This window comes from Streptomyces wuyuanensis (assembly GCF_900103455.1).
GTDB classification, from domain to species: domain Bacteria; phylum Actinomycetota; class Actinomycetes; order Streptomycetales; family Streptomycetaceae; genus Streptomyces; species Streptomyces wuyuanensis.
The window spans coordinates 130660-154123 of the sequence record NZ_FNHI01000003.1; the positions used below are offsets into that span (position 1 = coordinate 130660).

General features: G+C 73.5%; 17 protein-coding genes. 8 read left to right on the top strand and 9 right to left on the bottom strand.

What is annotated here, in order from left to right; genetic code table 11:
• Positions 1-43 precede the first annotated feature (43 nt).
• From BLT82_RS06050 to BLT82_RS06060, 3 genes are all read left to right on the top strand, one after another.
• Positions 44-535, top strand: coding sequence for a hypothetical protein (locus BLT82_RS06050; protein ID WP_093652792.1), 492 nt, complete (start codon positions 44-46; stop codon positions 533-535).
• Positions 528-2249, top strand: a complete 1722-nt coding sequence (locus BLT82_RS06055; protein WP_093652793.1) for a SulP family inorganic anion transporter — start codon at positions 528-530, stop codon at positions 2247-2249. The genes BLT82_RS06050 and BLT82_RS06055 overlap by 8 nt, the downstream gene beginning before the upstream one ends.
• A 320-nt stretch (positions 2250-2569) precedes the next feature.
• Positions 2570-3499 carry a DUF4344 domain-containing metallopeptidase gene (locus tag BLT82_RS06060; RefSeq protein WP_244291856.1) on the top strand — a complete coding sequence of 310 codons (930 nt, stop codon included), beginning with the start codon at positions 2570-2572 and terminating at the stop codon, positions 3497-3499.
• Positions 3500-3627: 128 nt separating this feature from the next.
• On the opposite strand, the gene BLT82_RS06065 is transcribed toward BLT82_RS06060, so the two are convergent.
• Positions 3628-4806, bottom strand: coding sequence for an acyl-CoA dehydrogenase family protein (locus tag BLT82_RS06065; RefSeq protein ID WP_093652795.1), 1179 nt, complete (start codon positions 4804-4806; stop codon positions 3628-3630).
• A gap of 576 nt (positions 4807-5382) precedes the next feature.
• On the opposite strand from BLT82_RS06065, the gene BLT82_RS06070 reads away from it, so the two are divergent.
• The 3 genes from BLT82_RS06070 (at position 5383) to BLT82_RS06080 (ending at position 9107) form a co-directional block, all read left to right on the top strand.
• A complete protein-coding gene (locus BLT82_RS06070) occupies positions 5383-7470 on the top strand; it encodes a YncE family protein (RefSeq protein WP_093652796.1) in 2088 nt (695 codons plus the stop codon).
• A gap of 257 nt (positions 7471-7727) precedes the next feature.
• On the top strand, positions 7728-8243 hold the full coding sequence (locus BLT82_RS06075; RefSeq protein WP_093652797.1) for a hydrogenase maturation protease: 516 nt from the start codon (positions 7728-7730) through the stop codon (positions 8241-8243).
• Between the two features lie 171 nt (positions 8244-8414).
• Complete coding sequence (locus BLT82_RS06080) at positions 8415-9107, top strand: response regulator (protein WP_093652798.1); 693 nt, start codon at positions 8415-8417, stop codon at positions 9105-9107.
• A gap of 51 nt (positions 9108-9158) precedes the next feature.
• Here BLT82_RS06080 and BLT82_RS06085 read toward each other — a convergent pair whose 3' ends face one another.
• A complete protein-coding gene (locus tag BLT82_RS06085; RefSeq protein ID WP_093652799.1) occupies positions 9159-10895 on the bottom strand; it encodes a sensor histidine kinase in 1737 nt (578 codons plus the stop codon).
• Positions 10896-11247: 352 nt separating this feature from the next.
• Positions 11248-11538, bottom strand: a complete 291-nt coding sequence (locus tag BLT82_RS06090; protein ID WP_093652800.1) for a DUF1876 domain-containing protein — start codon at positions 11536-11538, stop codon at positions 11248-11250.
• A 243-nt stretch (positions 11539-11781) separates the two neighbouring features.
• Between BLT82_RS06090 and BLT82_RS06095 the strand changes: the two genes are divergently transcribed.
• A complete protein-coding gene (locus BLT82_RS06095; RefSeq protein WP_244291874.1) occupies positions 11782-13440 on the top strand; it encodes an MFS transporter in 1659 nt (552 codons plus the stop codon).
• 159 nt (positions 13441-13599) lie between these two features.
• Here BLT82_RS06095 and BLT82_RS06100 read toward each other — a convergent pair whose 3' ends face one another.
• From BLT82_RS06100 to BLT82_RS06125, 6 genes are all read right to left on the bottom strand, one after another.
• On the bottom strand, positions 13600-14070 hold the full coding sequence (locus tag BLT82_RS06100) for a universal stress protein (RefSeq protein ID WP_244291857.1): 471 nt from the start codon (positions 14068-14070) through the stop codon (positions 13600-13602).
• A gap of 95 nt (positions 14071-14165) precedes the next feature.
• Positions 14166-16550 (bottom strand): phosphoketolase family protein, encoded by a 2385-nt coding sequence (locus BLT82_RS06105; RefSeq protein WP_093652802.1) that lies wholly within the window; start codon positions 16548-16550, stop codon positions 14166-14168.
• Positions 16551-16747: 197 nt separating this feature from the next.
• A complete protein-coding gene (locus BLT82_RS06110) occupies positions 16748-18034 on the bottom strand; it encodes an ATP-binding protein (protein ID WP_093652803.1) in 1287 nt (428 codons plus the stop codon).
• Positions 18035-18077: 43 nt separating this feature from the next.
• Complete coding sequence (locus BLT82_RS06115) at positions 18078-19913, bottom strand: GMC family oxidoreductase (RefSeq protein WP_093652804.1); 1836 nt, start codon at positions 19911-19913, stop codon at positions 18078-18080.
• The gene (locus BLT82_RS06120) at positions 19910-21508 is read right to left on the bottom strand and encodes a hypothetical protein (protein WP_244291858.1); all 1599 of its coding nucleotides are present in this window, start codon (positions 21506-21508) and stop codon (positions 19910-19912) included. Before BLT82_RS06120 ends, BLT82_RS06115 begins: the two co-directional genes overlap by 4 nt.
• Complete coding sequence (locus BLT82_RS06125; protein WP_093652805.1) at positions 21505-22191, bottom strand: FadR/GntR family transcriptional regulator; 687 nt, start codon at positions 22189-22191, stop codon at positions 21505-21507. The genes BLT82_RS06120 and BLT82_RS06125 overlap by 4 nt, the downstream gene beginning before the upstream one ends.
• A 392-nt stretch (positions 22192-22583) precedes the next feature.
• On the opposite strand from BLT82_RS06125, the gene BLT82_RS06130 reads away from it, so the two are divergent.
• The gene (locus tag BLT82_RS06130; RefSeq protein ID WP_093652806.1) at positions 22584-23459 is read left to right on the top strand and encodes an alpha/beta fold hydrolase; all 876 of its coding nucleotides are present in this window, start codon (positions 22584-22586) and stop codon (positions 23457-23459) included.
• The last annotated feature ends 5 nt before the right edge of the window (positions 23460-23464 follow it).

Consider the following 23464-nt stretch of genomic DNA (forward strand, 5'->3'; position numbering starts at 1 on the left):
GGCGCCCGGGGCCGGGCGGATCGGTCCGGACCGGAGGCCGAAGATGACAACGCAGCCGAACCGGCCGGCGGGGGATCCCGGGACGCCCGTCCCCTGGTACGCCCGCTCCCCGCACGACGGCGCGTCCGCACTCGGCGTGGAGCCGGCGGCAGGCCTCTCCTCGGCCCGGGCGGGCGCACTGACGAGCACGTTCGACGGCAGGCGGATGAACCGGGTGGCGCCGGCGCAGCTCGCCCTCGTGGTGCTGGTGACCCAGACGGACGGTTTCCGCGGCATCCTCGGCACCACCGAGTTCGATCCGCGCCAGTTCGGTCGGGCGCCGCTGTCCGCCGTCGCGCTCCTGCTCCTGTGGGAGCTCGGCAAGTTCCCGGCCCGCAGCTCACGGCCGGGGGCGAGGGCCGTGCCCGAGCCGGGGCCGGTATCGGCGCCCGGGCCGCTTCCGGCGCCGGGGCCCGGGTCCGCGTCGGGTCCAGGGGCGAAGCGCGGGGCGGGGACCGGGGCGAAGAGGGAACGCGAGAAGCGGATCGATGACTGACCGGACCCCGGTACCGGGGGGCGGCCTCCACCGGGCCGTTCCCGGCCTCGCGGTGCTCGGTGCGTACCGGCGGGACTGGCTGCGCGGTGACCTGCCGGCCGGTTTCGCCGTCGCCGCCTACCTCGTGCCGCAGGTCATGGCGTACGCGACGGTCGCCGGACTGCCGCCGGTGGTGGGCCTGTGGGCGATCCTGCCTGGCCTCGCCATGTATGCGCTGCTTGGCACGTCACGGCTGCTGTCGGTCGGTCCCGAGTCGACGACCGCGCTGATGACCGCGGCCGTCGTCGCGCCTCTCGCCGGGGGCGACCCCGTGCGCTACGCCGTCCTGGCCTCCGCTCTGGCCGTCGCCGTCGGCCTCATGTGCCTCGTGGCGTGGGCGGCCCGGCTCGGGTTCGTCGCCGATCTGCTGTCGCGGCCCGTGCTGGTGGGTTATCTCACCGGCGTGGCGCTGATCATGATGGTCGATCAGCTGACCGAACTGACGGGCGTACCGACGGAGGGTTCGGGCTTCCTCCCTCAGCTCGCGTCCTTCCTGTCGCATCTGTCGGAGGCGCATGCGGGAACGGTCGTCCTCAGCGCCCTGTCCCTGGTCCTGCTCTTCGGGGCGCTGGGTCTCCCCCGCGCGTTTCCCGGTCCGCTGCTGGTGGTGGCGCTCGGGACGGCCGCCGTGGCGGTGTTCGATCTCCAGGCCCGCGGCATCGCGGTGGTGGGAGAGGTCCCGGCCGGTCTGCCCGGCTTCGCCCTGCCGGACCTCGCCGAAATCCCCGGGCTGCTGCTGCCGGCCGTCGGGGTTCTGCTGGTCGGTTACACCGACTTCATTCTCACGGCGCGCGCCTTCGTCGCGGAGGACGGCGGACCGCGGCTGGACCCCAACCGGGAGCTGCTGGCCCTGGGCGCGGCGAACCTCGGCGCAGGTGTGCTGCGGGGCTTCCCGGTGAGCAGCAGCGCGAGTCGGACGGCGCTCGCCCGGTCGGCGGGCGCGCACACGCAGGTCTACGGGCTCGTCGCCGGCGCCCTCGTGGTCGCGGTGCTGCTGTTCCTCGGTCCGCTGCTGCGCAGCACACCGACGGCCGTGCTGGGGGCACTGGTCGTCTACGCGGCGGTACGGATGATCGACCTGGCCGGGTACCGGCGTCTGGCGTCCTTCCGCCGCCGGGAGCTGCTGCTCGCCCTCGGCTGCCTGTTCGGGGTGCTCGTCGTGGACATCCTGTACGGAGTGTTGCTGGCCGTGGCCCTGTCGGTGGCAGAGCTGCTGACCCGGGTCGCGCGCCCGCACGACGCCGTCCAGGGCCTGGTACCGGGCATGGCGGGGATGCACGACGTGGACGACTACCCCGAGGCGCGGGTCGTCCCCGGGCTGCTGGTCTACCGCTACGACTCACCCCTGTTCTTCGCCAACGCGGAGGACTTCCGCCGCCGCGTCCTGGCGGCCGTGGACGAACAGGAGAGCCCGGTGCGGTGGTTCGTGCTGAACACCGAGGCGAACGTGGAGGTCGACATCACCGCGCTCGACTCCGTCGACGCCGTGCGCGAGGAACTGACCGGTCGCGGCATCGTCTTCGCCCTGGCACGCGTCAAGCAGGACCTGCGCGCGGAACTGGACGCCTACGGCCTGACCGCGTCGGTCGGCGAGGACCGGATCTTCCCCACGCTGCCGACCGCCGTGGAGGCGTACCGGTCCTGGGCGCGTGACCAGGGGAAGTCGGAGCGGTAGACGGGGGCGGGAGGCGGCACACGGCGTGGCGCAGGCACTGCCACTCTCAGCAAAGCGGCGAAACCCGCTGCAAATAGCCGATTGCCCCCTCGGGGCCGTCGATCATGTTGCGCATGTCAGCTTCCAGTTCCGCCTCCGGCACCCGACCGTCGTCACGGGCGGACCGGCGTCACCGCTCGCCGTTCCCTCTCGCCGTGTTCGCATCGCTGCTGCGGCATCGGGACCTGATCCGGAGAACACGACGGCCCAAAGGGCCGCTCCGGCGCACCGGCCGTGCGGGGGAGCCTGCCGGGCGTCCGGCCGGCGGCAGCTACCCGGCCGTGTCCCGGACGGTCGTCGCGGGCGTGCTGCTCGTCGCCGGCTTCGCCGTCGCCTCGTGCGGCGGCGACGGTGCCAAGGCCGACGCGAGCGGCAAGGTCACGATCCTCTACGAGGACGGCGCGATCAAGGCGAAGGACCGGCACGCCGTGACGGTGGTCCGGGAGTCCCGCGTGCTCGAGGAGGTCGCCGACTGGGTCGGCGAGTCGCTCGCCCTCCCCCACGACATGGTCGTGAAAGTCACCGACAGGGTCCCGCCGGGGGTCACGGACGCGGTCACCCAGCCCGACGGCAGGACCGTCTACGTACCGCCCGCCTTTCTGACCCGGATCGAAGGGGTTCTCGCCAAGGTGGTGAAGACGGTCGAGCGCCCCGCCGTGATCCCCGGCACCGAATGGAACGCCGACGACCTGACCGCACTGTCGACCCAGTTCGTCTTCGGCCACGAGATGGGCCACGCCCTGCAGCGTCAGCTGCTGCTCGCGAACCTCGGCCTCGAGGAGGACGCCGCCGACGGCTTCGCGTCCTTCTACACCGTCAACGAGGTCGGTCCGGGCCCGTCGTTGGCCACCGCGGTTCTTTTCGACGAACTCGCCCGCGAGGAAGGAGAACTGACGCTGGAGGGGCTCTCGAGCGATCACCCCGTCACCCAGCAGCGCGTCTTCAACTTCCTCTGCCACCTCGAGGGGAGCGACCCGAAGAAGTTCGACGCACCCCTGGTCGGCGCGGGATACCTCCCGAAGTCCCGCGCCCCGCTGTGCCCCCAGGCGTGGGCGATGCTGGACCACGGCTGGTGGACCCAGCTCGAACCGCATTTCAGCAAGGCGTACAGGGAAGAGGGAGACCGTGCGCAGCAGAGGTCACGCGACCGGCTGATCGCGGAGACGGAGGCGCTCGGGAAGAAGCTCGACGAGATCCGCAGGGGGCAGTGAGCGCCGGGGCCATCGGCTCCCGTCACCGCCGGGCACCGACTCGCGGCGACCACGACGACCGCCGCCACGGGTGGCCCCGGAGACGGCGGTCGGCCCTTCGGACCGGCCGCCGCCTCCGCTGCGGGGTGTCAGCGCCGCACGCGCGGCATGCCGAGTCCGATCCAGGAGATGATCTCGCGCTGGATCTCGTTGTTGCCGCCGCCGAAGGTGAAGATCACGGCGGACCGGTAGCCGCGCTCCAGCTCGCCGTGGAGGACTGCCCCGGCCGAGCCCTCTTTGAGCGGGCCCGCGGCCCCGACGACCTCCATCAGCCAGGCGTACGCGTCACGGCGGGCCTCGGATCCGTACACCTTCACGGCCGAGGCGTCCTGCGGGGTGAGCGTGCCGTTCTGGACCGCGCCGACCATCTGCCAGTTGAGCAGCTTCATCGCATCCAGCCGGGTGTGCGTGCGGGCCAGCCGCCCCCGTACCCAACCGAGGTCGATGACGCGCCGGCCGTCGGCCAGCTTGGTCTCCGCCGCCCAGCGCTGGACGTCGTGGAGGGCGCGGATGGCCATGGTGCCGTGGGCGGCGAGGGTGACGCGTTCGTGGTTGAGCTGGTTGGTGATCAGCCGCCAGCCCTTGTTCTCCTCGCCCACGCGGCGGGAGACGGGCACACGGACGTCCTCGTAGTAGCTGGCGGTGGTGTCGTGCGAGGCGAGGGTGTTGATGACGGTGCAGGAGTACCCCGGGTCGGAGGTCGGCACGAGCAGCATGGTGATGCCCTTGTGCGGCGGGGCGTCCGGGTCGGTGCGGACGGCGAGCCACACCCAGTCGGCCGTGTCGCCGTTGGTGGTCCAGATCTTCTGGCCGTTGACGACGTACGTGTCGCCCTCGCGTACGGCACGCGTCCTGAGCGCGGCGAGGTCGGTGCCGGCGGCCGGCTCGCTGTAGCCGATCGCGAAGTCGATCTCACCGGAGAGGATCCGGGGCAGGAAGTACGCCTTCTGCTCGTCGGTGCCGTACTGCATGATCGTCGGGCCGACGGTGTTCAGGGCCATGAGCGGGAGCGGCACACCCGCCTGCGCCGCCTCGTCGAAGAAGATGAACTGCTCCATCGGCGTCATCCCGCGCCCGCCGTACTCCTCCGGCCAGCCGACGCCGAGCCGGCCGTCGGCGCCGAGGCGGCGGATCGTCTCCCGGTAGAAGCGCTTCTGCGCGGCGGGGTCCCCGTAGCGGGCGTAGGCGTTGTCGGGGACGAGTCCGTCGAAGTAGTCACGCAGCTCGGCGCGCAGCCGCTGCTGTCCCGGCGTGTATTCCAGGTGCACGGGTCCCTCCAGGCGTCTCGTGCCGGCGTGCTCCCTGCGGCGGCACAGACTAGAACGCGTTGCAGGAATCCGGAAGACACGCGCGCGGGCCGGATGCACCGTGCACGCGCCGCGGACACCCGGCGGGCCGGTGTGACGGGTTCCGCCGCCGGAGGAGCCCCGAAGCCCGACCGCCCCGGCGCGGTGCGCTCCGGCCGGGTGCACCGGCGCGGTTCAGCCGGGCCGGCCGCCGGGCCGAACCGCCGTCAGCGAACCGTGCCGCCCGCGGCCGGCCGGTTGGTCCGAGTGGCCGCAGCACGCCTCCTCGGCCGTCACCTCCCCGGGCGCCCCGCCCGGATCCTCACACAGGGTGACGACTCATGGCGTACGGCGACGAACAGGCCATGCGGGGAGCGCCGGGCGGGGCTCGTTCTCGCCCCTCGTCCACCCCCCGGCCCATTACCGACAGCACGCCCCATCCGCCCCGCTTTCCGGCGAGTGGCTGAAACTGCATCAAAAACCTCTCGTGGCAAGGTGTTTCCGCAGAAGCCGCTGGTCATCCTCTAGGGAACGGTCCGCATCCCCTGGGAGGCTCGCATGGAACGCAGGCGGTTACTGCATGCCGGAGCCGGGCTCGTCGCGGCGTCCGTGGTGGGGCCCGTGCTCGCCCCGGCCGCGGCTCACGCCCGCACGGCCGACGGCACGGGTGCGCCGGGCGCCCCGGGCCCAGAGAGCAGAGCGGCTTCGGCCGGCACGGCCGGGCACTGTTCGGGTCCGGCGGTCTCGACGTACGGCATAGCGACGTACACGGCCGCGATCGTCGGCATGACCGTCCTGGGCGGTCACGCCTACGTGGTGGCGCGTGGCCAGAACCCACCGCTGCTGGGCGAGATCGACCTGGCGTCGCGGAAGCTCACGAGGACGGTGCGGCTCTCGCGCGGCGAGGGGGGCTGGGCGGCGACGGTCTCCGGCGGGCAGGTGTACGTGGGCACGTACCCGGTCCCGGACCTCTACCGCTTCGACCCGGCGACCGGGTCGGTCACCCAGCTCGGCACGATAGGGCCGTCGGGCGGATTCGTCTGGTGCCTGACGACGGCGCCGGACGGGACGGTGTACGCGGGCACCTATCCGCGCGGCGAGGTCTGGGAGTACTCGCCGGCGACCGGTGTGCTGCGCAACCTGGGCGTCGCGATGCCCGGCGAACAGTACGTGCGGGCGATCGCCGCCGACGACCGCCACGTCTACGCGGGCACGCTCCCGCTCGGCCACATCGTCGCGTACGACCGCGCCACCGGCGCGAAGAGGTCCATCACGCCGACGCCGTACGGTGGGGCCGCGTGCCTGCTCGCCCGGGGTGGACGGGTGATCGGCGGGTTCGGCAGGTCCGTCGTGGACCTGGCGCCCGACGGGAGCGACGCGCGGGTCATCCCGATACCGGCCGCGGAGCGTCTCGTCGACGCGATCACGTCCACCGCCGACGGCACGGTGTACTGCGTCGGACGGCCGACGGGCACGGTCTACCGCCGCGACGGCGACGCCCTCGTGCCGGTCGCCGCGCCCACACCGCTGGACGAGCACCGCGCCCTCTTCCCGCTCCCGGACGGGAGACTCCTGGGCGGTGCGGGCAGCGGCCGGCTGTGGTGGCTGGACCTGAAGGGCGGCGGGTCGACCACGGTGGAACTGATCGACACGGCCATGGCCGGCCCGGATCCCGTGCAGTCCATGACCATGGGCACGCGCGGAGCGGTGCACGTCGGAGGGCACTTCTCCATCACGACCCACCGGCCGGCGCAGGGCACGAGCCGGCGGATCCCGGTGTCCGGCGAGCCGAAGCAGCTGCGCACGGCCGGCGACCGCGTGTACGCGGCGCTCTATCCGAGTACGGAGGTGCTGGAACTCGACCCGGACCGCGGCAGGATCCGGTCGCTCGGGTTCATCGACAACGACCAGCAGCGGCCGACGGACATGGTCTACGCGCGGGCGATCGACCAGTTCCTGATCGCGTCCGCCCCGCCGGCCGGCCGGCTCAAGGGCGCGCTGACGCTGGCGGACCGGGTGAGACGGCGGCTGACGGTGTACCACGACGTGATCACGGACCAGAGCGTGATGTCCCTGGCCCTGGACGACAGGCTGGGCAGCCGGATCGCGTATCTCGCCGGTGACACCTGGGGTGGCGGGAGCGTGACCCCGGCCCGGCCGAGCGCGACGATCGTCGCCTTCGACCTGTGGCGCCGCAAGGTGCTGTGGGAGATCGCGCCCTTCGAGGGGTACGCGAGCCTGCAGCACATCGAGGTGCTGGACGGAGTGCTGTACGGGGTCTACAAACGGCTGGCGGGCACCTGGTTCGCCATGGACCTGGAGACGCGTACGGTGCTGCGGTCGGGCAGGCTGCCGAGCTACGGGGAGCTGACCGTGCAGCGCGGAGAGGTGTTCGCCTCGGTGTTCGGCGGGCTGGTGTACCGGATCGGGCCCGACGTCGACGAGGCCCAGCCGGTTCTCTCCGGTCTCGGCGACGGCTGGTACAACCCGCCGCAGCTGGCCTGGGAGCGCTGGTCGTGGCACGCCTGGGGAGTCTCCGGGCGGGAGCTGGCGCGGCTCCGGCTCGACCCGGACTGCGTCTCCATGAACCGGGCGGGGATCAAGCCGCCGGACGAAGCGATCCTGGAGTCGCTGCTGGCCAACTGAGACGGACACGGCCGGACGTGCCGAGTGCACGAGCCGACGGCGCCCGCGGGCGCCGGGCAGGCAGGGAGACCAGCGGCGCCGCCTCCGGGATAGGCGTCGCTCCGGCGGCCCCGCGCGCAGTGGCGCGGGGCAGCCGCCCCGTGCCGGTGGGTCCCCGCCCCGGCCCGGGCGGGGTGGTCCCGTCAATGGGGCCGTTCGGCCCATGCGCGCCGACGGCCGGCGGGCCAGCGTGGTGGAAGCACGACAGGAGCCACGCCATGGACCTCCGTACACGTATCGCGCTCATCGGGCTGGGAAGCGACTCCCGGCGTGACGACGGTGTGGGCCGGGCCGTCGTGGAAGCACTCCGCGCCCGCGCCTTCGAGCGGCGCCTCCCCCCGGAGGTCGGCCTCGAGACCTGCAACGGGGAGCCCGCGCGGCTGGTGGGTCTGTGGCACGACGCGGACCTGGCGGTGGTCGTGACGTGTGCGCACGCGTATCCCTGCGAGCCCGGCAGGGTCGTCCGCCGGGAGTTCGACGCGGAAGATTTCGCCCTGCCCATGCGCGGAGAGCCGCACAGCCGTGTGCTGAGCGAGGCCGTGGAGCTCTCCCGGCTGCTCGGGCGGCTGCCGCACCGGCTGGTGGTGTACGCGGTGCAGGGAGCCGATTCGTCGCTCGGCACCGGGCTGTCGCCGACGCTCGCGGCCATGGTGGACCGCCTCGCCGACTGTGTGGAGCAGGAACTCGTCCGCGAGTGGACACCGGTGGCGGCCGTTCGGCCGTGCCACTCGTGAGCCGGGCAACCGAGGAGCCGAGGGCCCGGCTGCCGGGACGGCGGGCCGGGGCGCCGGCGGACGAGACGGTGTACGCGGGGGAAGGGAGGCCGCCGGTGAACGGTCCGGCGCCGTTGCCGCGTTCCCGCGTGCCCGCGTGATCAGGTGGGACGACACACCTGGAGGGCTCAGATGTCCGAGGCACCGGTCTTCTCCGAGGAGTCGCCCATCAGGGTGTTCCTCCTGGACGACCACGAGGTCGTCCGTCGCGGCCTGCACGACATGCTCGACGCCGAACCCGACATGGACGTGGTCGGCGAGGCGGCGAGCGCCGAGCAGGCCCTGGCCCGCGGGCCCGCGCTGCGCCCTCATGTCGCGGTCCTGGACGTCCGGCTGCCCGACGGCGACGGCGTCACCGTGTGCCGCGAACTGCGCTCCCGCATGCCGGGGCTCGCGTGTCTGATGCTGACGTCTTTCGACGACGAGGACGCGCTGCTCGACGCGATCATGGCGGGCGCCGCGGGTTATGTGCTCAAGCAGATCAAGGGGTCCGACCTGATCTCCGCCGTGCGGACGGTGGCCACGGGGAAGTCGATGCTCGACCCCTCCACGACGGCGCGGCTGATGCACTCGCTGCGGGCGCCGGAGACCGCGCAGCCTGCCGAGGACGAACGCCTCGGGGCGCTGTCGGAGCGGGAACGCGACGTGCTCGACCTGATCGGCGAGGGGCTGACGAACCGCCAGATCGGAAAGCGGCTCTACCTCTCGGAGAAGACCGTCAAGAACCACATCTCGCGGCTGCTGTCGAAGCTCGGCGTGGAGCGCCGCGTCCAGGCCGCCGTCATCGCGGCACAGGCCCACGAACACGACGAACCCCGTACCTGAGCTCGGGCCCGGCCGTCGGGCCGCGCCCCGGGGCGGCGCGGCCCGTGTCCCTCAGCCGTTCTCGCGCAGGGGTACGGCCCACACCAGCCGGGTGCCACCGGCGATGCCGCGGGTCACGACGAGTTCACCGGACAACTTCTCGGCGCGCTCGGCCATGTTGCGCAGTCCGCTGCGGCGGCCGTGCGGGGTGATGCCGACGCCGTCGTCCGTCACGGTGACGGACATCCGGTCCGCGCGCGCGGCGATGGTGACCTCGGCCCTGGACGCCCGGGCGTGGCGGGCGACGTTCGCCAGGGCCTCGGCGAGCACGGCGACGGCCTCGTCGGCGACCCGGCGCGGCACCTCGGTGTCGATGAGGCCCTCCATGCGCAGTGCGGGCGCGAAACCGAGGGCCGGGGTGGCTTCCTCAACGGCCCGTACGGCGCGCGCTCTGAGGCCCGGCAGCACACCGGCGGCCTCGTGCTCGCGCAGTCCGAAGATGGTCGAACGAATGATCTTGATCGTGGAGTCGAGGTCGTCGATGGCGCGCTCCAGCCGCTCCGCCGCCACCGGATGGTCCACGAAGCGCTGGGCGCTCTGGAGCGTCATCCCGGTCGCGAAGAGCCGCTGGATGGCGAGATCGTGCAGGTCCCTGGCGATCCGGTCGCGGTCGGCCAGCAGGCTCACCTGTTCGGCGTCCCGGCGGCGGTCGGCCAGTTCCATGGCGAGGGCCGCCTGGCCGGCGAACCCGGACAGCGGGGCGGTCTCCGTCTCGCCGAACGCGGCGCGGCCCCTGCTTCGGGCCAGCATCAGCACGCCGCGCAGCCTCTTCGGGTCGCCCACCAGCACCGCCATCGCCGCCCCGAAGTCCCGCCAGCGTTCCGGCCGGAACGTGACACGGAGGTCGCCGGGCGCGTCGGGCGTGGTGATCATGCCGTCCTCGCTGAGCAGGGCCGCCCTGGCGAGCGTGCCCTCGCCGCGCGGCAGCACCACGCCGAGGTGGCGCTCGGCGCCCTCGCCGTGCGCGAGGGCGCAGCGCAGGTTCCCGTCACGTTCGGTGAGGTAGACGAGCCCGAGGTCGGCGGAGGATATCCGGCGGGCCCGGTCGAGCATCATCTCCAGCACCTCGGACTCCGAGGCACCGGACAGCAGGGCGCTGGTGCATTCGGCGCTCGCGGAGAGCCACTGCTCACGGGAGCGGGTCTCCTCGAACAGCCGGGCGTTCTCGATGGCTATCCCGGCCGCGACGGCGAGCGTCGACAGGACCGCTTCGTCCTCGTCGTCGAAGGCCGCCCCGCCGCGCTTCTCGGTCAGGTAGAGGTTGCCGAACACCTCGTCGCGCACCCTGATGGGCACACCGAGGAACGAGTGCATCGGGGGGTGGTGCTCGGGGAAGCCGGAGGACGCCTCGTGGTCCGCGAGCTCGGCGAGCCGGAGTGGCGCGGGATGCCGGATGAGCTCGCCGAGGAGGCCGTGTCCGGAGGGCAGGTCCCCGATCCGGCGACGCAGCCGGTCGCTGATGCCGACGGGCAGGAACTGCGACAGGCGCTTGTCGCCCCCGATCACGCCGAGGGCCCCGTACTCGGCGTCGACGAGGACGACGGCCGCCTCGACGATCTCGCGGAGCACCTGCGGCAGGTCCAGGCCCCGGCCCACCGAGAGGACGGCCTCCAGCAGGCCGTTGAGCCTGTCCCTGGTGCCGCGCACCTCGTCGATGCGCACCTGGAGTTCTTCGAGCAGATCGTCGAACCTCAGCCGCGGGATCCGGCCCTCGCTCCGGCCCTCTTCGCTCCGGACGTCCCCGCCCATGACACCTCCGCCGGTGTCGAACGGTCATGGCGCGCTACGCGCAGTTCTCACGGTAGCCCGGCGGCGATGGAGGTGCGCGGCCGGCGGGAGGGTGTGCGGGCGGGAGCGCGGCACCGCCTGGCAACTGCCTGCCGGCCCAGCGCGCACGGAAGGCGGAAAGGGCCCATCCACTTCTCGTGGATCCTGATTGCGCGGTGAGCGTTCCGACCGCTTCTCCGCGTCCTCTGTAGGAGCCCTTTCCGTCACTTCCATGGAATCACCGCCCGACGGGTACCGCCAGGGCCCACAGGTCCCGGGTCCCCGCCGCCGGCGCGGTCCGACCGGCGGCGGTGCCGCCGAGAGCCCGGGGCCGTCAGGCCGAAGGCCAGCCGTAGGGGGCCGGGACCGTGTTCCCGGGCCCGGCGCCCACCGCCTCCAGGTCCTGGTCCGCCACCCGCATCAGCTGCCGGGCGAGGTCGCTCATGGCGCGGCTCGCCGCCAGTTCGTCGCCGATCTCGGGGATGTCCAGGTCCTGCGGATTGCACCGCGCGGTCCCGCGGCCGGTGAGCGTCGCCGTGCCGGTGTCCAGGTCCATCCTGGCCCTGGTCGTGCCGTCCTCCTCGGACAGGTACATGCGGACCTTCCATTCCAGCGTCCGTGCCATGGCGTACCTCCTCGCCCGCGTACGGGCCGCACCGCCGGCACCGGCACCTCCGCGCCGCGGTACCGCCCTGGCTCCAGGATCCCCCGTGCACGTGTGCCCGCGCGACCGTGCAGGAGGGGCGGACGGGGCGGCACCGGGGTGGACTTCGTGGCGGCCGACGGCACCTGGGTCGCCCGCCGTCACCGCGGCTGGGACGCTGAGACCGGACGCTCCATGTCGTCGATCACTGCCGGAGGTGTGGCCATGCGGCGGTGGCGGGCTCTTTTCGTCCTCGGGACGGCCCAGTTCCTCATGGTGCTGGACACCTCGGTGATGAACGTGTCGATCAGCCGTCTGGTCGAGGACTTCGACACGGAGGTCACGGCGATCCAGGCCGTGATCACTCTCTACACCCTGGTCATGGCAGCCTTCATGATCACGGGAGGGCGGCTGGGGGACGCGTTCGGGCGGCGCCGGACGTTCGCCGTGGGCCTGGCCGTCTACGGGGCGGGCTCCGCGATCACGGCGGTGGCCCCGGCGCTGTGGGTGCTGGCGGCCGGCTGGTCGGTCGTCGAGGGGCTCGGCGCCGCGCTGGTCCTGCCCGCGCTCGCCGCTCTCGTGGCGGGCGCCTACAGCGGTCGCGACCGTGCCATCGCGTACGGCGTCATCGGCGGGCTCGCGGGTGCCGGCATCGCGGTGGGACCGCTCCTCGGAGGGTGGGTGACGACCTATCTGACGTGGCGGGTGGTCTTCGCCGGTGAGGTCCTCGTGGTCCTGGCGCTGCTGTGCTGCATCCGCTGGATCGACGACCGCCCCGCCACAGGTCCCCGCGTACGGATCGACGGGCTCGGCGCCGCGCTGTCGGCCGTCGGCCTCGGGCTGGTGGTCCTGGGAGTGCTGCAGAGCAGTTCCTGGGGGTGGGTGCAGCCGCGCAACGCCCCGTTCACGGTGTTCGGCTTCTCGCCGACACTCGCCGTGATCGCCGCGGGCGCGGTGGTGCTCGCGCTGTTCCGGGCCTGGGAGCGCCGGCGGGAGGCCCGGGACCGGGACCCGCTCGTGCGGTTCTCCCTCTTCGGCATCCCCCCGCTGCGCGCGGGGCTGGCCCTGCTGCTGTGCCAGAACCTCGTGCTGCTCGGCCTGTTCTTCGTCATTCCGCTCTACCTGCAGGTCGTCCTCGGCTTCGACGCCTTCCAGACGGGCCTGAGGCTGCTGCCCGTGTCGGTCACCATGCTCGTCGCCTCGCTGAGCGGGCCGTTCCTCGGCCGGATCGCCGGCCCGAGAACGGTGGTGCGGATCGGCCTGCTCGTGCTGTTCGCGGCGGTGCTGTGGCTGCTCGCCGGGATCGAGCCGCAGATCGACGACGTGCAGTTCGCGGCGTCGATGGCCCTGCTGGGACTGGCCATGGGGCTGCTCGCCTCACAGCTCGGCAACGTGGTGCAGTCCGGAGTCGGGGAGGCGGACCGGAGCGAGGCCGGCGGTCTGCAGTACACGGCCCAGAATCTCGGGTCCTCCCTGGGGACCGCGCTCATGGGTTCCATCCTGATCGGCGCGCTGGTGGGCGTGTTCACGACGCAGATCGAGGACGACCCGCGCGTCTCGGGCGCCGCCCGGGAGCAGACCGGCATCGCCATCGAAGCAGGCGTGAGCTTCGTCGGAACCGAGCAGGTGCGGGCCGCGGCCCTGCAGGCCGGGCTGCCGCCCGCCGAGGTGGAGGCCCTCGTGTCCTCCTACGCCGACGCGCAGCTCGGCAGCCTCAAGGCGGCGATCCTGACCGCGGCCGGGGTGACGCTCGCGGCGTACCCGTTCACCCGCCGACTGCCGGGCGGCCGGCCGGGCCGGCAGCGGAACGGCGGGGACGGAGACGGCGACCAGGGGGGAGAGGCGGAGGGAGGCAACCGCGGCGGTGTCCCGACCTCGGCGTAGAGCCACCGCGCGCCCGGCCGGTGTGCGGCGACGGGACACCGGGAGGAGAACCCGGGTGCCGGGGCGGGCGGGCTGCCCGGCGGTCCGCCGGCCACGACCGCGCCCGTCGCTCGCTGGGAGGCCGGCGAGCGGTCGCCGCGGACGCCGGCCTCCGTGCCGTCAGGTCGTACCGGACCCGGTGCCGCCCACCTTCACGTCCGGACGGACGATCACCACGGGGCACGGCGCGTGCTGGCTGACCTGCTGGCTCACCGAGCCGAGGAGCATACGGGCGAACCCGCCGCGGCCCCGGGAGCCCACCACCAGGAGTTCGGCCCCCTCGGCGGCGATCAGCAGGGCCTCGGCCGGATTGCCGTGCACCAGGCGCTCGTGGACCTGGGTCTCACCGGTCTCGCCGAGGACCTTCCGCACTTCCTCCACGAGGCCGCGCTTGGCCTCCTCGGCGTCGAACTCCGTGTCGACCGCGGGGGCCGACCAGCCGTGCGCGCCCGGCAGTTCGTACGCGGCCACCGCGTCCACCGTCGCCCCGATCAGGCCGGCATGCCGGACGGCCCAGCGCAGCGCGGCGTACGACGAGGGCGAGCCGTCGACGCCCACGACCACTCGGGGAGCCGGATCGCTCGTGCTCATGCCGTTCCACCTTTCTCGCAGACCCCGTCATCCACGCTGCGCGACCCCGCGGGGTTCCGCCACGCGAGCGCCGCCGCACGAGGGTTCCCCGGCGCTCAGCCGCTCCAGGCCCACTCGGCGACCTCCGGCATGTCGACGCCGTGTCCCCGGATCCAGGCGTGGTGGCGGGTGCGGGCGTCGGCCATGGACTGGCGTACGGCGACCGCACGGGCCCCGAGCCCGGGCACCCGGTCGATGACGTCCATGACCAGCCGATAGCGGTCGAGGTCGTTGCTGACGACCATGTCGAACGGTGTCGTGGTGGTGCCGAACTCCTTGTATCCGCGGACGTGCAGGTTCGCGTGGCCGGCCCGGCGGTAGGCGAGCCGGTGCACCAGCCACGGATAGCCGTGGTAGGCGAAGATCACGGGCTTGTCCCGGGTGAAGACGGCGTCGTACTCGAAGTCGGGCATTCCGTGGGGGTGCTCCTCCTTCGGCATCAGGCGCGTCATGTCGACGACGTTGACGACCCTGAGGACGAGCTCGGGCAGGTTGCTGCGCAGCAGCTCGGCGGCGGCGAGGGCCTCCTGGGTGGGGACGTCCCCGGCGCAGGCCAGCACCGCGTGCGGCTCGCATTCCCCCGTCTCCGTACCGGCCCACTCCCACACCCCGACACCGCGGGCGCAGTGGGCGCGCGCCTCGTCGATGCCGAGCCAGTCGAAGCAGGGCTGCTTGCCGGCGACGACGACGTTCACGTAGTCACGGCTGCGCAGCGCGTGGTCGGCGACGGCGAGGAGGGTGTTCGTGTCCGGCGGCAGGTAGACGCGGACGACCTCGGGGCTCTTGTTGAGTACGTGGTCGACGAATCCCGGGTCCTGGTGCGAGAAGCCGTTGTGGTCCTGGCGCCAGACGTGCGAGGTCAGCAGGTAGTTGAGGGAGGCGACCGGGGCGCGCCAGTGCAGTCGCCGGGAGGTCCTGAGCCATTTGATGTGCTGGTTGACCATCGAGTCGACGATGTGGACGAAGGCCTCGTAGCAGGAGAACAGCCCGTGGCGGCCGGTGAGGAGATAGCCCTCCAGCCAGCCCTGGCAACAGTGCTCGGAGAGGATCTCCATGACGCGGCCGTCGCGCGCCAGGTGTTCGTCGGTGGGCAGGATTTCGGCCTGCCATGCCTTGCCGCTGGCGTCGAACACCGCGTCGAGCCGGTTGGACGCGGTCTCGTCCGGGCCGACCAGACGGAAGTCTCGGCGGTTCCCGGTGTCCTTCATGATCTGCGCGAGCAGTTGCCCGAGTACCCGGGTGGGCTCGTGCATGGTCGAGCCCGGCTTGTCGACGGGGACCGCGAAGCGCTCGAGCGGGGCGATGGGCAGTTCGCGCAGCAGGAGCCCGCCGTTCGCGTGCGGGGTGGCGCCCAGCCTGCGGTCGCCCTCGGGGACGCAGGCGAGGACCCGGGCGCGCGGCCTGCCCTGCTCGTCGAAGAGCTCGCCGGGACGGTACGAGCGCAGCCACTTTTCCAGTTGCCGCAGGTGGCGGGGGTCGTCACGGACGCCGGGGAGTGGCACCTGATGGGCGCGCCATGTGCCTTCGACGGGGTGGCCGTCGACTTCGGCGGGGCCCGTCCAGCCCTTGGGGGTACGCAGGACGATCACGGGCCAGCGGGGCCGGTCGGTCCTGCCGGCGTCCCGGGCCTCGTGCTGGAAGGCGGCGATCCGGTCCAGGGCCTCGTCCATGGCGGCGGCCATGGCCCGGTGCACCTCCATGGGCTTGTCGCCGGTCACGTGGAGGGGTTCGTGTCCGTAGCCGCGCAGCAGCGCGTCGAGTTCCTCTTCCGGGAGCCGGGCCGGGATCGTCGGATTGGCGATCTTGTAGCCGTTGAGGTGGAGGATGGGCAGCACGGCGCCGTCGTGGACCGGGTCGAGGAGCTTGTTGGAGTGCCAGGAGGCGGCGAGGGGGCCGGTCTCCGCCTCGCCGTCGCCGATGACGCAGGCGACGACGAGACCGGGGTTGTCGAGGGCGGCTCCGTAAGCGTGGCTGAGGGAGTAGCCCAGCTCGCCGCCCTCGTGGATGGACCCTGGTGTCTCGGGGGCGACATGGCTGGGGACGCCGCCGGGGAAGGAGAACTGGCGGAAGAACCGGTCCATGCCCTCCTCGTCGCGGCTCACGTCCGGATAGGTCTCGCTGTAGCTGCCCTCGAGCCAGGAGTTGGCGAGCACGGCGGGCCCGCCGTGACCGGGGCCCCAGATCGCCAGGGCCGACAGGTCGCGGGCCTTGATCACCCGGTTGAGGTGGGTGTGGACGAGGTTGAGTCCCGGACAGGTGCCCCAGTGGCCCAGCAGCCGGGGCTTGATGTGTTCCGGGCGCAGGGGCTCCCGCAGCATCGCGTTGCTCATCAGGTAGATCTGGCCCGCCGAGAGGTAGTTCGCCGCCCGCCAGTGCGCGTCCAGGTCGGCGAGTTCCTCCCGGCTCAGCGCCGTCCGGCCGTGACGCTTGCCCTTGAGCATGGAAACCTCCGAAACGTCGTCGCTTGTCGGTCGGGGACCGGCCTCCGGAGGGGCGCCCTCGCGCCCCGCGTCGAGCGGCCACTCGGAACACCTTCCCGCTCGCGGCCGAATAGTCGTGCCGTACGGAAGGGTTTGGGCCGGGCAGGTGTCGAACAGCCGGGCGCCCGGGCGGGTGGTGCGCGCGACCGGGGGGCGGCTCACACCCGGGCCGCCGCCCTCAGATCGTGGTCGAAGGCCCGGATGTCGTCCTCCGTGAGCGTGGTGCGGGTCTGCGCCACCGCCCGCAGGTAGTCGTCGGTGAGCCCGCCCCGCGCCCCGCCGGACGGCGAGCCGTCGGCGAGATGCCGCTCGAAGGCGCTCTGGGCGGCGGTGCGCGCCGCGTACTCGATGTCGGCCGGGGTGAACCGGTCGCTCACGGCGACCAGCGCCTCGATGTCGACGCCGGGCAGCCTGTCGGGGCCGATGTAGCGCGTCCATATGGCCCGCCGGGCGTCGGCGTCGGGCGGTCCGACCGGAATCAGGTAGTCGAACCGTCCGGGCCGCAGGAAGGCGGGGTCCAGGCTGCGGACCGCGTTGGTGGCGCAGATGAGGAGCCTGCGCTCGCCGCGCCGGAACTGCGGGATGAGCTTGAGGAGCTCGTTGGTCACCCGGTGGGCGAGCGTGGCGGGGTCGCGGCGCTCGGAGGCGATCTCCTCCGCCTCGTCGAAGAACAGGACCACCCGGTCGAGATGGGCCACCCGGGAGAACAGCTGGCGCAGGCCGGCCGCCACGCCGTGCGGATCGGTGGCGAGCTGGTACGGGAACACCTCGATGAAGGCCCACCGCAGCCGCGAGGCCACCGCGCGCGCGAAGGTGGTCTTGCCCGTGCCCGGCGGGCCGAACAGGACGACGGCGCGCGGCGGCACCAGCTGGAAGCGCTCCGCGGCGTCCGGGTGCTCCAGCGGCAGCACCAGTCTCCGCTCGATCAGCGTCTTCTCCGCGTCCATGCCCGCGATGTGGTGCCACAGCCCCGACTCCGGGACGGAACCGCCCAGCTGATCGAGGATGGTCGCCTCGGCCGAGTCGGCGGACAGCACCTTCTCGAAGTAGCTCAGGTCGGGCCGCTGGGTGTAGCCGGAGTTGAGGAAGGCACGCTCGCCGACCTCCCCCTCGGGCAGCAGGGCCCCGATGCGCCGCACACCCGCCTGGGAGAGGCGCTCCTCCAGGCCGGCGAGCAGCGCTGAGCCGATGCCGTGCCGTCGCCACTCGCGGGCGATGGCCAGCCGGAGGACCCAGGCCCGCTCCTGGGCCGTCGAGGACACCGCAGCGCCCACGATCCGGTCCCCCACCGCGGCGACCACGGCGGGGGCGTCCGTCCGTATGGCGCTCACCACCTCGGCCAGCGTCACGGCAGGGTCGGAGGGCGTGTCCCGTGCTTCCTCCCAGATGCGCACCACCTGGTCGAGATCGCCGTCCTCCAGGTCCCTGACCCGCCATGGAGCCATGACACTCACCTCACCGGCCCATTCTCACCCGGCGGGCGCGGGCTCACCGCTCCAGATGCGCCTCGGTGACGGCCAGCGCGGCGGCCATGATGCTCAGCTGCGGGTTCACCTCGGGGCAGCCGGGCAGCACGGATGCGTCGGCCACGAGCACGCCCGCGACGCCCCGCAGCCGTCCGGTGGCGTCGGCCGGGGAGCGTTCCGGATCGGATCCCGCCGCGACCGTGCCGGTGGGGTGGTAAGCGGACAGGTGCAGCTTCCGGGGCCCCGCGGCGGCGAGGACGGCGTCCAGTTCGCCGAGGTCGCGGGCGCGCGGCGCGGTGGGGATGCCGGTGAGTACCTCACGGGCACCCGCCGCGAACAGGATCTCCCCCATGGCTCTTGCCGCGCGCATCAGCCGGTCGCCGTCCCTGCGGTCCAGGTCGTAGCGCAGCAGGGTGCGGTCACGGCCCTGCACCCGGCCCGAGGGCCGGTCGGCGATCATCGCGCCCAGGGTGGCGAGCCGGTCGGCGTCCTCCAGTTCGCGGCGCAGCTCGGCGCCGAGTCCCGGCAGTACGAAGGACCCCATGCCGGGCGGGGTCGCGGTCGCCTCGATGAGCACCCCGCCGTCGTGGTGTTCCTCCACGCCGACGCTCTGCAGCACGCCCTCCCATGCCGTCACGGGCTCGTCGAAGCGCCCGGCGACGCTGGTGGCGGGATGGACGCTGAGGTTGCGGCCGAGCCGAGGATGTCCGCCGAGGCCGGACCGCCGCAGCAGGGGCGGCGACTGGAGGGCGCCGGCGGCGACGACGACCAGCGGGGCGAGGATCTCGAACTCGCCGCCGCCCTCGCGGCGCACCCGGACTCCGGCGGCGACGGGCCCGCCGGGGCGGTCCGGGTCCACGAGGATGCGCCGCACCCGCGCCCCGGTGACGATGCGCGCCCCGGCGGCGCAGGCGTCGGGCAGTACCGCGAGCTGCACGCTCTGCTTGGCCCCGGTCGGGCAGCCGACGACGCACTGGCAGGAACCCAGGCAGCCGGGCGCGTTGCGCCGCAGCGGCGCGGCCCGCCAGCCGAGGTGCTCGGCACCCGCGAGGGCGATCCGGCCGTTGCGGCCGAGGACGTCGAGCGGCTGGGCCGCGACGTTCAGGGTGCGCTCGGTCTCGTCGAGGTACGGGCCGAGGCGTTCGGCGAGGACGAAGCCGAAGTCCTTGGTCCAGCGTTCGACGACGTGGTCCGGGGTGCGGTAGCAGGTTCCCGAGTTGACGACCGTGGTGCCGCCGACGGCCCGGCCGACCGGCAGCAGCAGCGGCGGCCGGCCGAGGGCCACGGTGGCGCCCCCGTCGCGGTAGAGCTCGGCGAACCGTTCGAGCGGGGCGCGCCCGGCGAAGGAGGCGGTGGAGTGGTGCCGGCCCTCCTCCAGGACGACGACGTCGAGCCCGGCGCGGGCGAGCGTCCGCCCGGCCATCGCACCACCGGCGCCGGAGCCCACGACCACGGCGTCGGCGGTGGAGCGGTCGGGCCACTCCCCGGCGGGGGTGCAGTCGAGCGGCGGGTCCGTCCGTACGGGCCGCGGGGCCCGCCGCGGCCGCTGGAGCATGTGTTCCGTGCCGGCGGCGAGCAGGACGGGCACCTTGAGCACGTCGAGCAGGGGCAGGAGCGCGGGGCGAGCGGCGAGCGAGGCCAGGACGGACTCCCGTTCACCGGTGGTGAGGGCGGCGAGGCCGCGGCCGGTGCGCACGACCGCGTAGGCGTCGAGGGCCCGGGCGGCGGAGCGCACTCCGGCGCGCGCGGGCAGGGGCATCGAGTCGAGCACGGCGTCCAGCCGTGCGGGGACCCGGGACGGCCAGCCGGCGGTGCCGTCGTCGGCGATGAGGGAGGCGACGAAGCCGGTGAGGTTCATCGGGTGCCCACTTCCGCGTGGGCGGTGCCGTCCAGGGTCCACTCGGCCTCGGTGCGCCAGCCGCCGAACCACCAGCGCTCCAGCAGGACGTGGGCGTCGGCGCGTTCGCTGTTGCGGCAGACGGCGGGAGAGCCGTCCGGATCGGTGTAGTCGAGCGCGAGGGTGCGGTCCTCGGGCTGGGTGACCTCGACCCGGATCCGGTGCAGCCCCGCCCGCCCGCTGACGGTCCAGACGGGCAGCCCGACGGCGGCGCGGAACCGCCCCAGCCCGGCCCAGCCGACGGCCGATCGCTCCGCGCGCCGGGGCCAGTCGCGCGTCCCCCGGCGCAGCCGCAGGAAGACCAGGGGTGGAAGTCCGCGCAGCCCGGGCCGCATGGAGACCGCGGCGACGATCTCCAGTACGTCCCCGTCGCCCAGGTCCGCGTGCAGCCAGGCCCATCGGCGGGCGTTGCCGTGCCCGTAGATCCGGGCGGAGGCGCCGGGTGCGGCGGTCGGCGTGAGGGTGGTGTCGTCGTACGAGAACGTCCCGCCGTACGAGGCACGCGCGGCGGGGAGGATCTGTGCGGCGGGGAGCAGGGGCCTGCGCCAGGACCATCGGGGGAAGGTGAACAGCGGTGCGTCCACGCCCTGTTCGGTGAGGTCCCAGCGCAGTGCGCCGGCCGAACCGGTCAGGCGGCCGGGGACGGCCTCGACGCCTTCGGCCGTGAAGCCCGTCCTGCCGGGCGTCCACTCGGCCGGGCCGAAGCGGGCGTGGCGCACCGGTCCGTCCTTGGGGAACACCGCGGCCCAGCCGTGGGCGTACGGCTCGGATCCGTCGGCGGGCGCGGTGAGTTCGTGGTGCAGCCACAGTCCGGTGCCGCTCTCCGGGTCGGTGAGCGTCGTGTACCAGACCTCGGTGCGTCCCGGCTCGCCCTTCCACCGGGGCGTCATCAGCGTCTCGGCGCCCTCGGCGGCGCGGGGGAAGCGGAAGCTCGCGAGGAAGGGCGCGAGTCCCGTGGCCACCGGGAATCGCAACGTGCCCCGCCCGGCCCGCTCGCCGTTCTCGTAGAGGGTGAAGGGCAGGACCGTCATGGAGGCGACCGGCCTGCGCGGAGTGACGGACTTCCAGCCGTCGAGCGTGAACCGGCGGCCGTCGGCGGTGAACGAGATCCGGTAGCGGATGCGGCGCCGGGCGAGCGGCGATATCTCCAACTCGCCTGCGGCGTCCGCGTCGTCGGCCCATCCGGCGACGCGGATCCGGCCGCTCGCCCGGGCCGCGGTGGTACCGAGCGGACGCAGGACGCGGTCCGTCGTCACCCGCAGGTCGAGGCGGACCCGGCGGGCGTGGTCCTCACCGTCGAGCCGGACGGTGCCGAGCATGGTCTCGTCGAACACGGTGCCGCGCCGGCCCGCGCCACCGGGCGCGCTCCGGGCGGTGGCCGAGGGTGCGGCGCCGACGGCGGCAGCCCCCGTCGTGTCCGCCTCCACGGTGTCGGCGTCCGGATGCGTGCCCGAGCCCGCGAACCGGTCCGTGGCCGCGCTCCCGGCCGGGCCGGAGCTGCTCACCCCCCGGTTCGCGCCCGGGCCGGTGCCCGCGTCGCTCCCGCTCGTGCTCATACGAGGCCCTCCAGCATGATCCGTTCGGTCTCGGTCAGATAGGCCTCCGCCGCCCGGCGCGCGGCGCCCGCGTCGCCGGCGTCCACCGCGGCCACCACGGCTTCCAGCCGCGCGTGCGCGGCCGCCGCGTCGGTGAACGGGCCGACGAGCGCGGCGCGTACGGGCAGATAGGCGTTGAAGAGCGTGTTGGTCAGCAGGCCGTAGACGCGGTTGCCGGTGGCGCGGGCGAGCGCCCGGTGGACCTCGATGTCCGCGAGCTGCACGGCGTCGCCGCCCTCGGCGGCCCGCACGGCCGCCAGCAGCGCGGCCAGGTCGGCCCGCTGCTCGGCGGTGGCCCGCACGGCCGCCCGCTCGGCGATCAACGCGCCGATGCTGCGCCGGACTTCGAAGATCTCGCGGATCCACGCCGCGTCGTGGCGCACGAGCATCGGCAGCAGGTCCGCTCCGCCGAACCGGGCGAAGTCGCGGACCCGGGTGCCCACTCCGTGCCGGGTCTCCAGCAGTCCGGCCTGGACGAGGCGGCCGAAGGCGTGCTTGAGGGTCGTACGGGTGACGCCGTACCCGTCGGCCAGTCTGCGTTCCGGCGGCAGATAACTGCCCGCCGGATGGCGGCCGGTGAGGATGTCCTCTCTCAGCCGGCCCTCCAGGACGTCGACGATCGTCTCGCGGGGCAGTGCCTCCACGCCGTTCCTCCCAGTGGCTCAGTGGATGAGCCACTGAACCAATGTCTCACCACTGAAGTCAATGGGGCTGCGCGAACCGGCCGTTGATCCACACCGCCGGGCGGCTGACAGCCGGGGCGTGGAGGATGGCGCGGTGACGGATGAAGCCGCCCGACAGACGTTCGACCGCTTCGCCGCGGACGTGTGCCGGTCTCTGCCGCCGGTCTCCGCAAGGGCGCACGGATCCCTGCCCCCCGCTGCGTGAACGCGCCGGACCGGGGGCCTGAGCCGTTCGCGGCGGCGTCGGCCGCACCCGCGCCGACCCGGTTCGCCGCCCCGGTCCGGCCGCTGCGCCCGGAGGAACGACACGGCTTCCGCCGCAGCGATATGACGACCTATCAGAAGGGCATCGCATGACCGACCCGATCGAGCTCGAACTCCCCGTCGACGGCGGGACGCTGCGCGTGCTGCGGTTCGGCGGGGGGCCGCGCACGGCGGTCGCGGCGCACGGCATCACCGCGTCCGGGATGTCGTTCCGCGCGCTCGCCCGCCATCTGCCCCCGGACTGGTCGCTGTTCGCCCTCGACCTCCGGGGCCGGGGCGGCAGCGCGGACACCCCGGGACCGTACGGCTTCGACGCCCATGCCGCCGATCTCTGCGCGGCGGCCGAGCGCTGGGGCGGCGGCGCGCCCGTCGCGGTGACCGGCCAGTCGATGGGGGCGTGCGCGGCACTGCGGGCGGCGGCGCGCCGCCCGGAGCTCTTCGACCGGCTGCTGCTGATCGACGGCGGTCTGCCGATGCCGCTGGAGGAGGGCGCCGATCCCGACGCCCTGCTCGACGCGTCGATGGGGCCGATCCTGGCCCGGCTGACCCGGACGTTCGAGGACGACGAGGCGTACGTGGACGTGTTCCGCGCGCACCCCGCCCTCGGTCCCGAGTGGAACGACGACATCGAGGCGTACGTCCGCTACGACATCACGGGGCCCGCCAGCGCCCGTCGCTCCCGCGCCCAGGAGGGTCCGGTCCGCCGGGACGGCCGTGAGCTGATCACCTCGGGACGCGTCTTCGGCGAGGATCTCGTGGGGCTCGCGGTGCCCGCCAGGCTGCTGCACGCGCCCCGCGGGCTGACGGGGGCGGAGCCGGGCATGCTGTCCGACGCGCTGATCGCAGAGTGGACGGCGCGGGCGCCGCGGCTGACGGCCGAGGCGGTCGCGGACTGCAACCACTACACGATCCTCATGGGCCCGCGGGCGAAGACCGTCGCCGACCGGCTCGTGGGCATGGTGTGACACGG

Excerpts from the sequence above, each read along its gene's own strand:
- BLT82_RS06050 (WP_093652792.1), top strand. The coding sequence starts at position 44 with ATGACAACGCAGCCGAACCGGCCGGCGGGGGATCCCGGGACGCCCGTC.
- BLT82_RS06055 (WP_093652793.1), top strand. The coding sequence starts at position 528 with ATGACTGACCGGACCCCGGTACCGGGGGGCGGCCTCCACCGGGCCGTT.
- BLT82_RS06070 (WP_093652796.1), top strand. The coding sequence starts at position 5,383 with ATGGAACGCAGGCGGTTACTGCATGCCGGAGCCGGGCTCGTCGCGGCG.
- BLT82_RS06075 (WP_093652797.1), top strand. The coding sequence starts at position 7,728 with ATGGACCTCCGTACACGTATCGCGCTCATCGGGCTGGGAAGCGACTCC.
- BLT82_RS06080 (WP_093652798.1), top strand. The coding sequence starts at position 8,415 with ATGTCCGAGGCACCGGTCTTCTCCGAGGAGTCGCCCATCAGGGTGTTC.
- BLT82_RS06085 (WP_093652799.1), bottom strand. The coding sequence starts at position 10,895 with ATGGGCGGGGACGTCCGGAGCGAAGAGGGCCGGAGCGAGGGCCGGATC.
- BLT82_RS06090 (WP_093652800.1), bottom strand. The coding sequence starts at position 11,538 with ATGGCACGGACGCTGGAATGGAAGGTCCGCATGTACCTGTCCGAGGAG.
- BLT82_RS06095 (WP_244291874.1), top strand. The coding sequence starts at position 11,782 with ATGCGGCGGTGGCGGGCTCTTTTCGTCCTCGGGACGGCCCAGTTCCTC.
- BLT82_RS06100 (WP_244291857.1), bottom strand. The coding sequence starts at position 14,070 with ATGAGCACGAGCGATCCGGCTCCCCGAGTGGTCGTGGGCGTCGACGGC.
- BLT82_RS06105 (WP_093652802.1), bottom strand. The coding sequence starts at position 16,550 with ATGCTCAAGGGCAAGCGTCACGGCCGGACGGCGCTGAGCCGGGAGGAA.
- BLT82_RS06110 (WP_093652803.1), bottom strand. The coding sequence starts at position 18,034 with ATGGCTCCATGGCGGGTCAGGGACCTGGAGGACGGCGATCTCGACCAG.
- BLT82_RS06115 (WP_093652804.1), bottom strand. The coding sequence starts at position 19,913 with ATGAACCTCACCGGCTTCGTCGCCTCCCTCATCGCCGACGACGGCACC.
- BLT82_RS06120 (WP_244291858.1), bottom strand. The coding sequence starts at position 21,508 with ATGAGCACGAGCGGGAGCGACGCGGGCACCGGCCCGGGCGCGAACCGG.
- BLT82_RS06130 (WP_093652806.1), top strand. The coding sequence starts at position 22,584 with ATGACCGACCCGATCGAGCTCGAACTCCCCGTCGACGGCGGGACGCTG.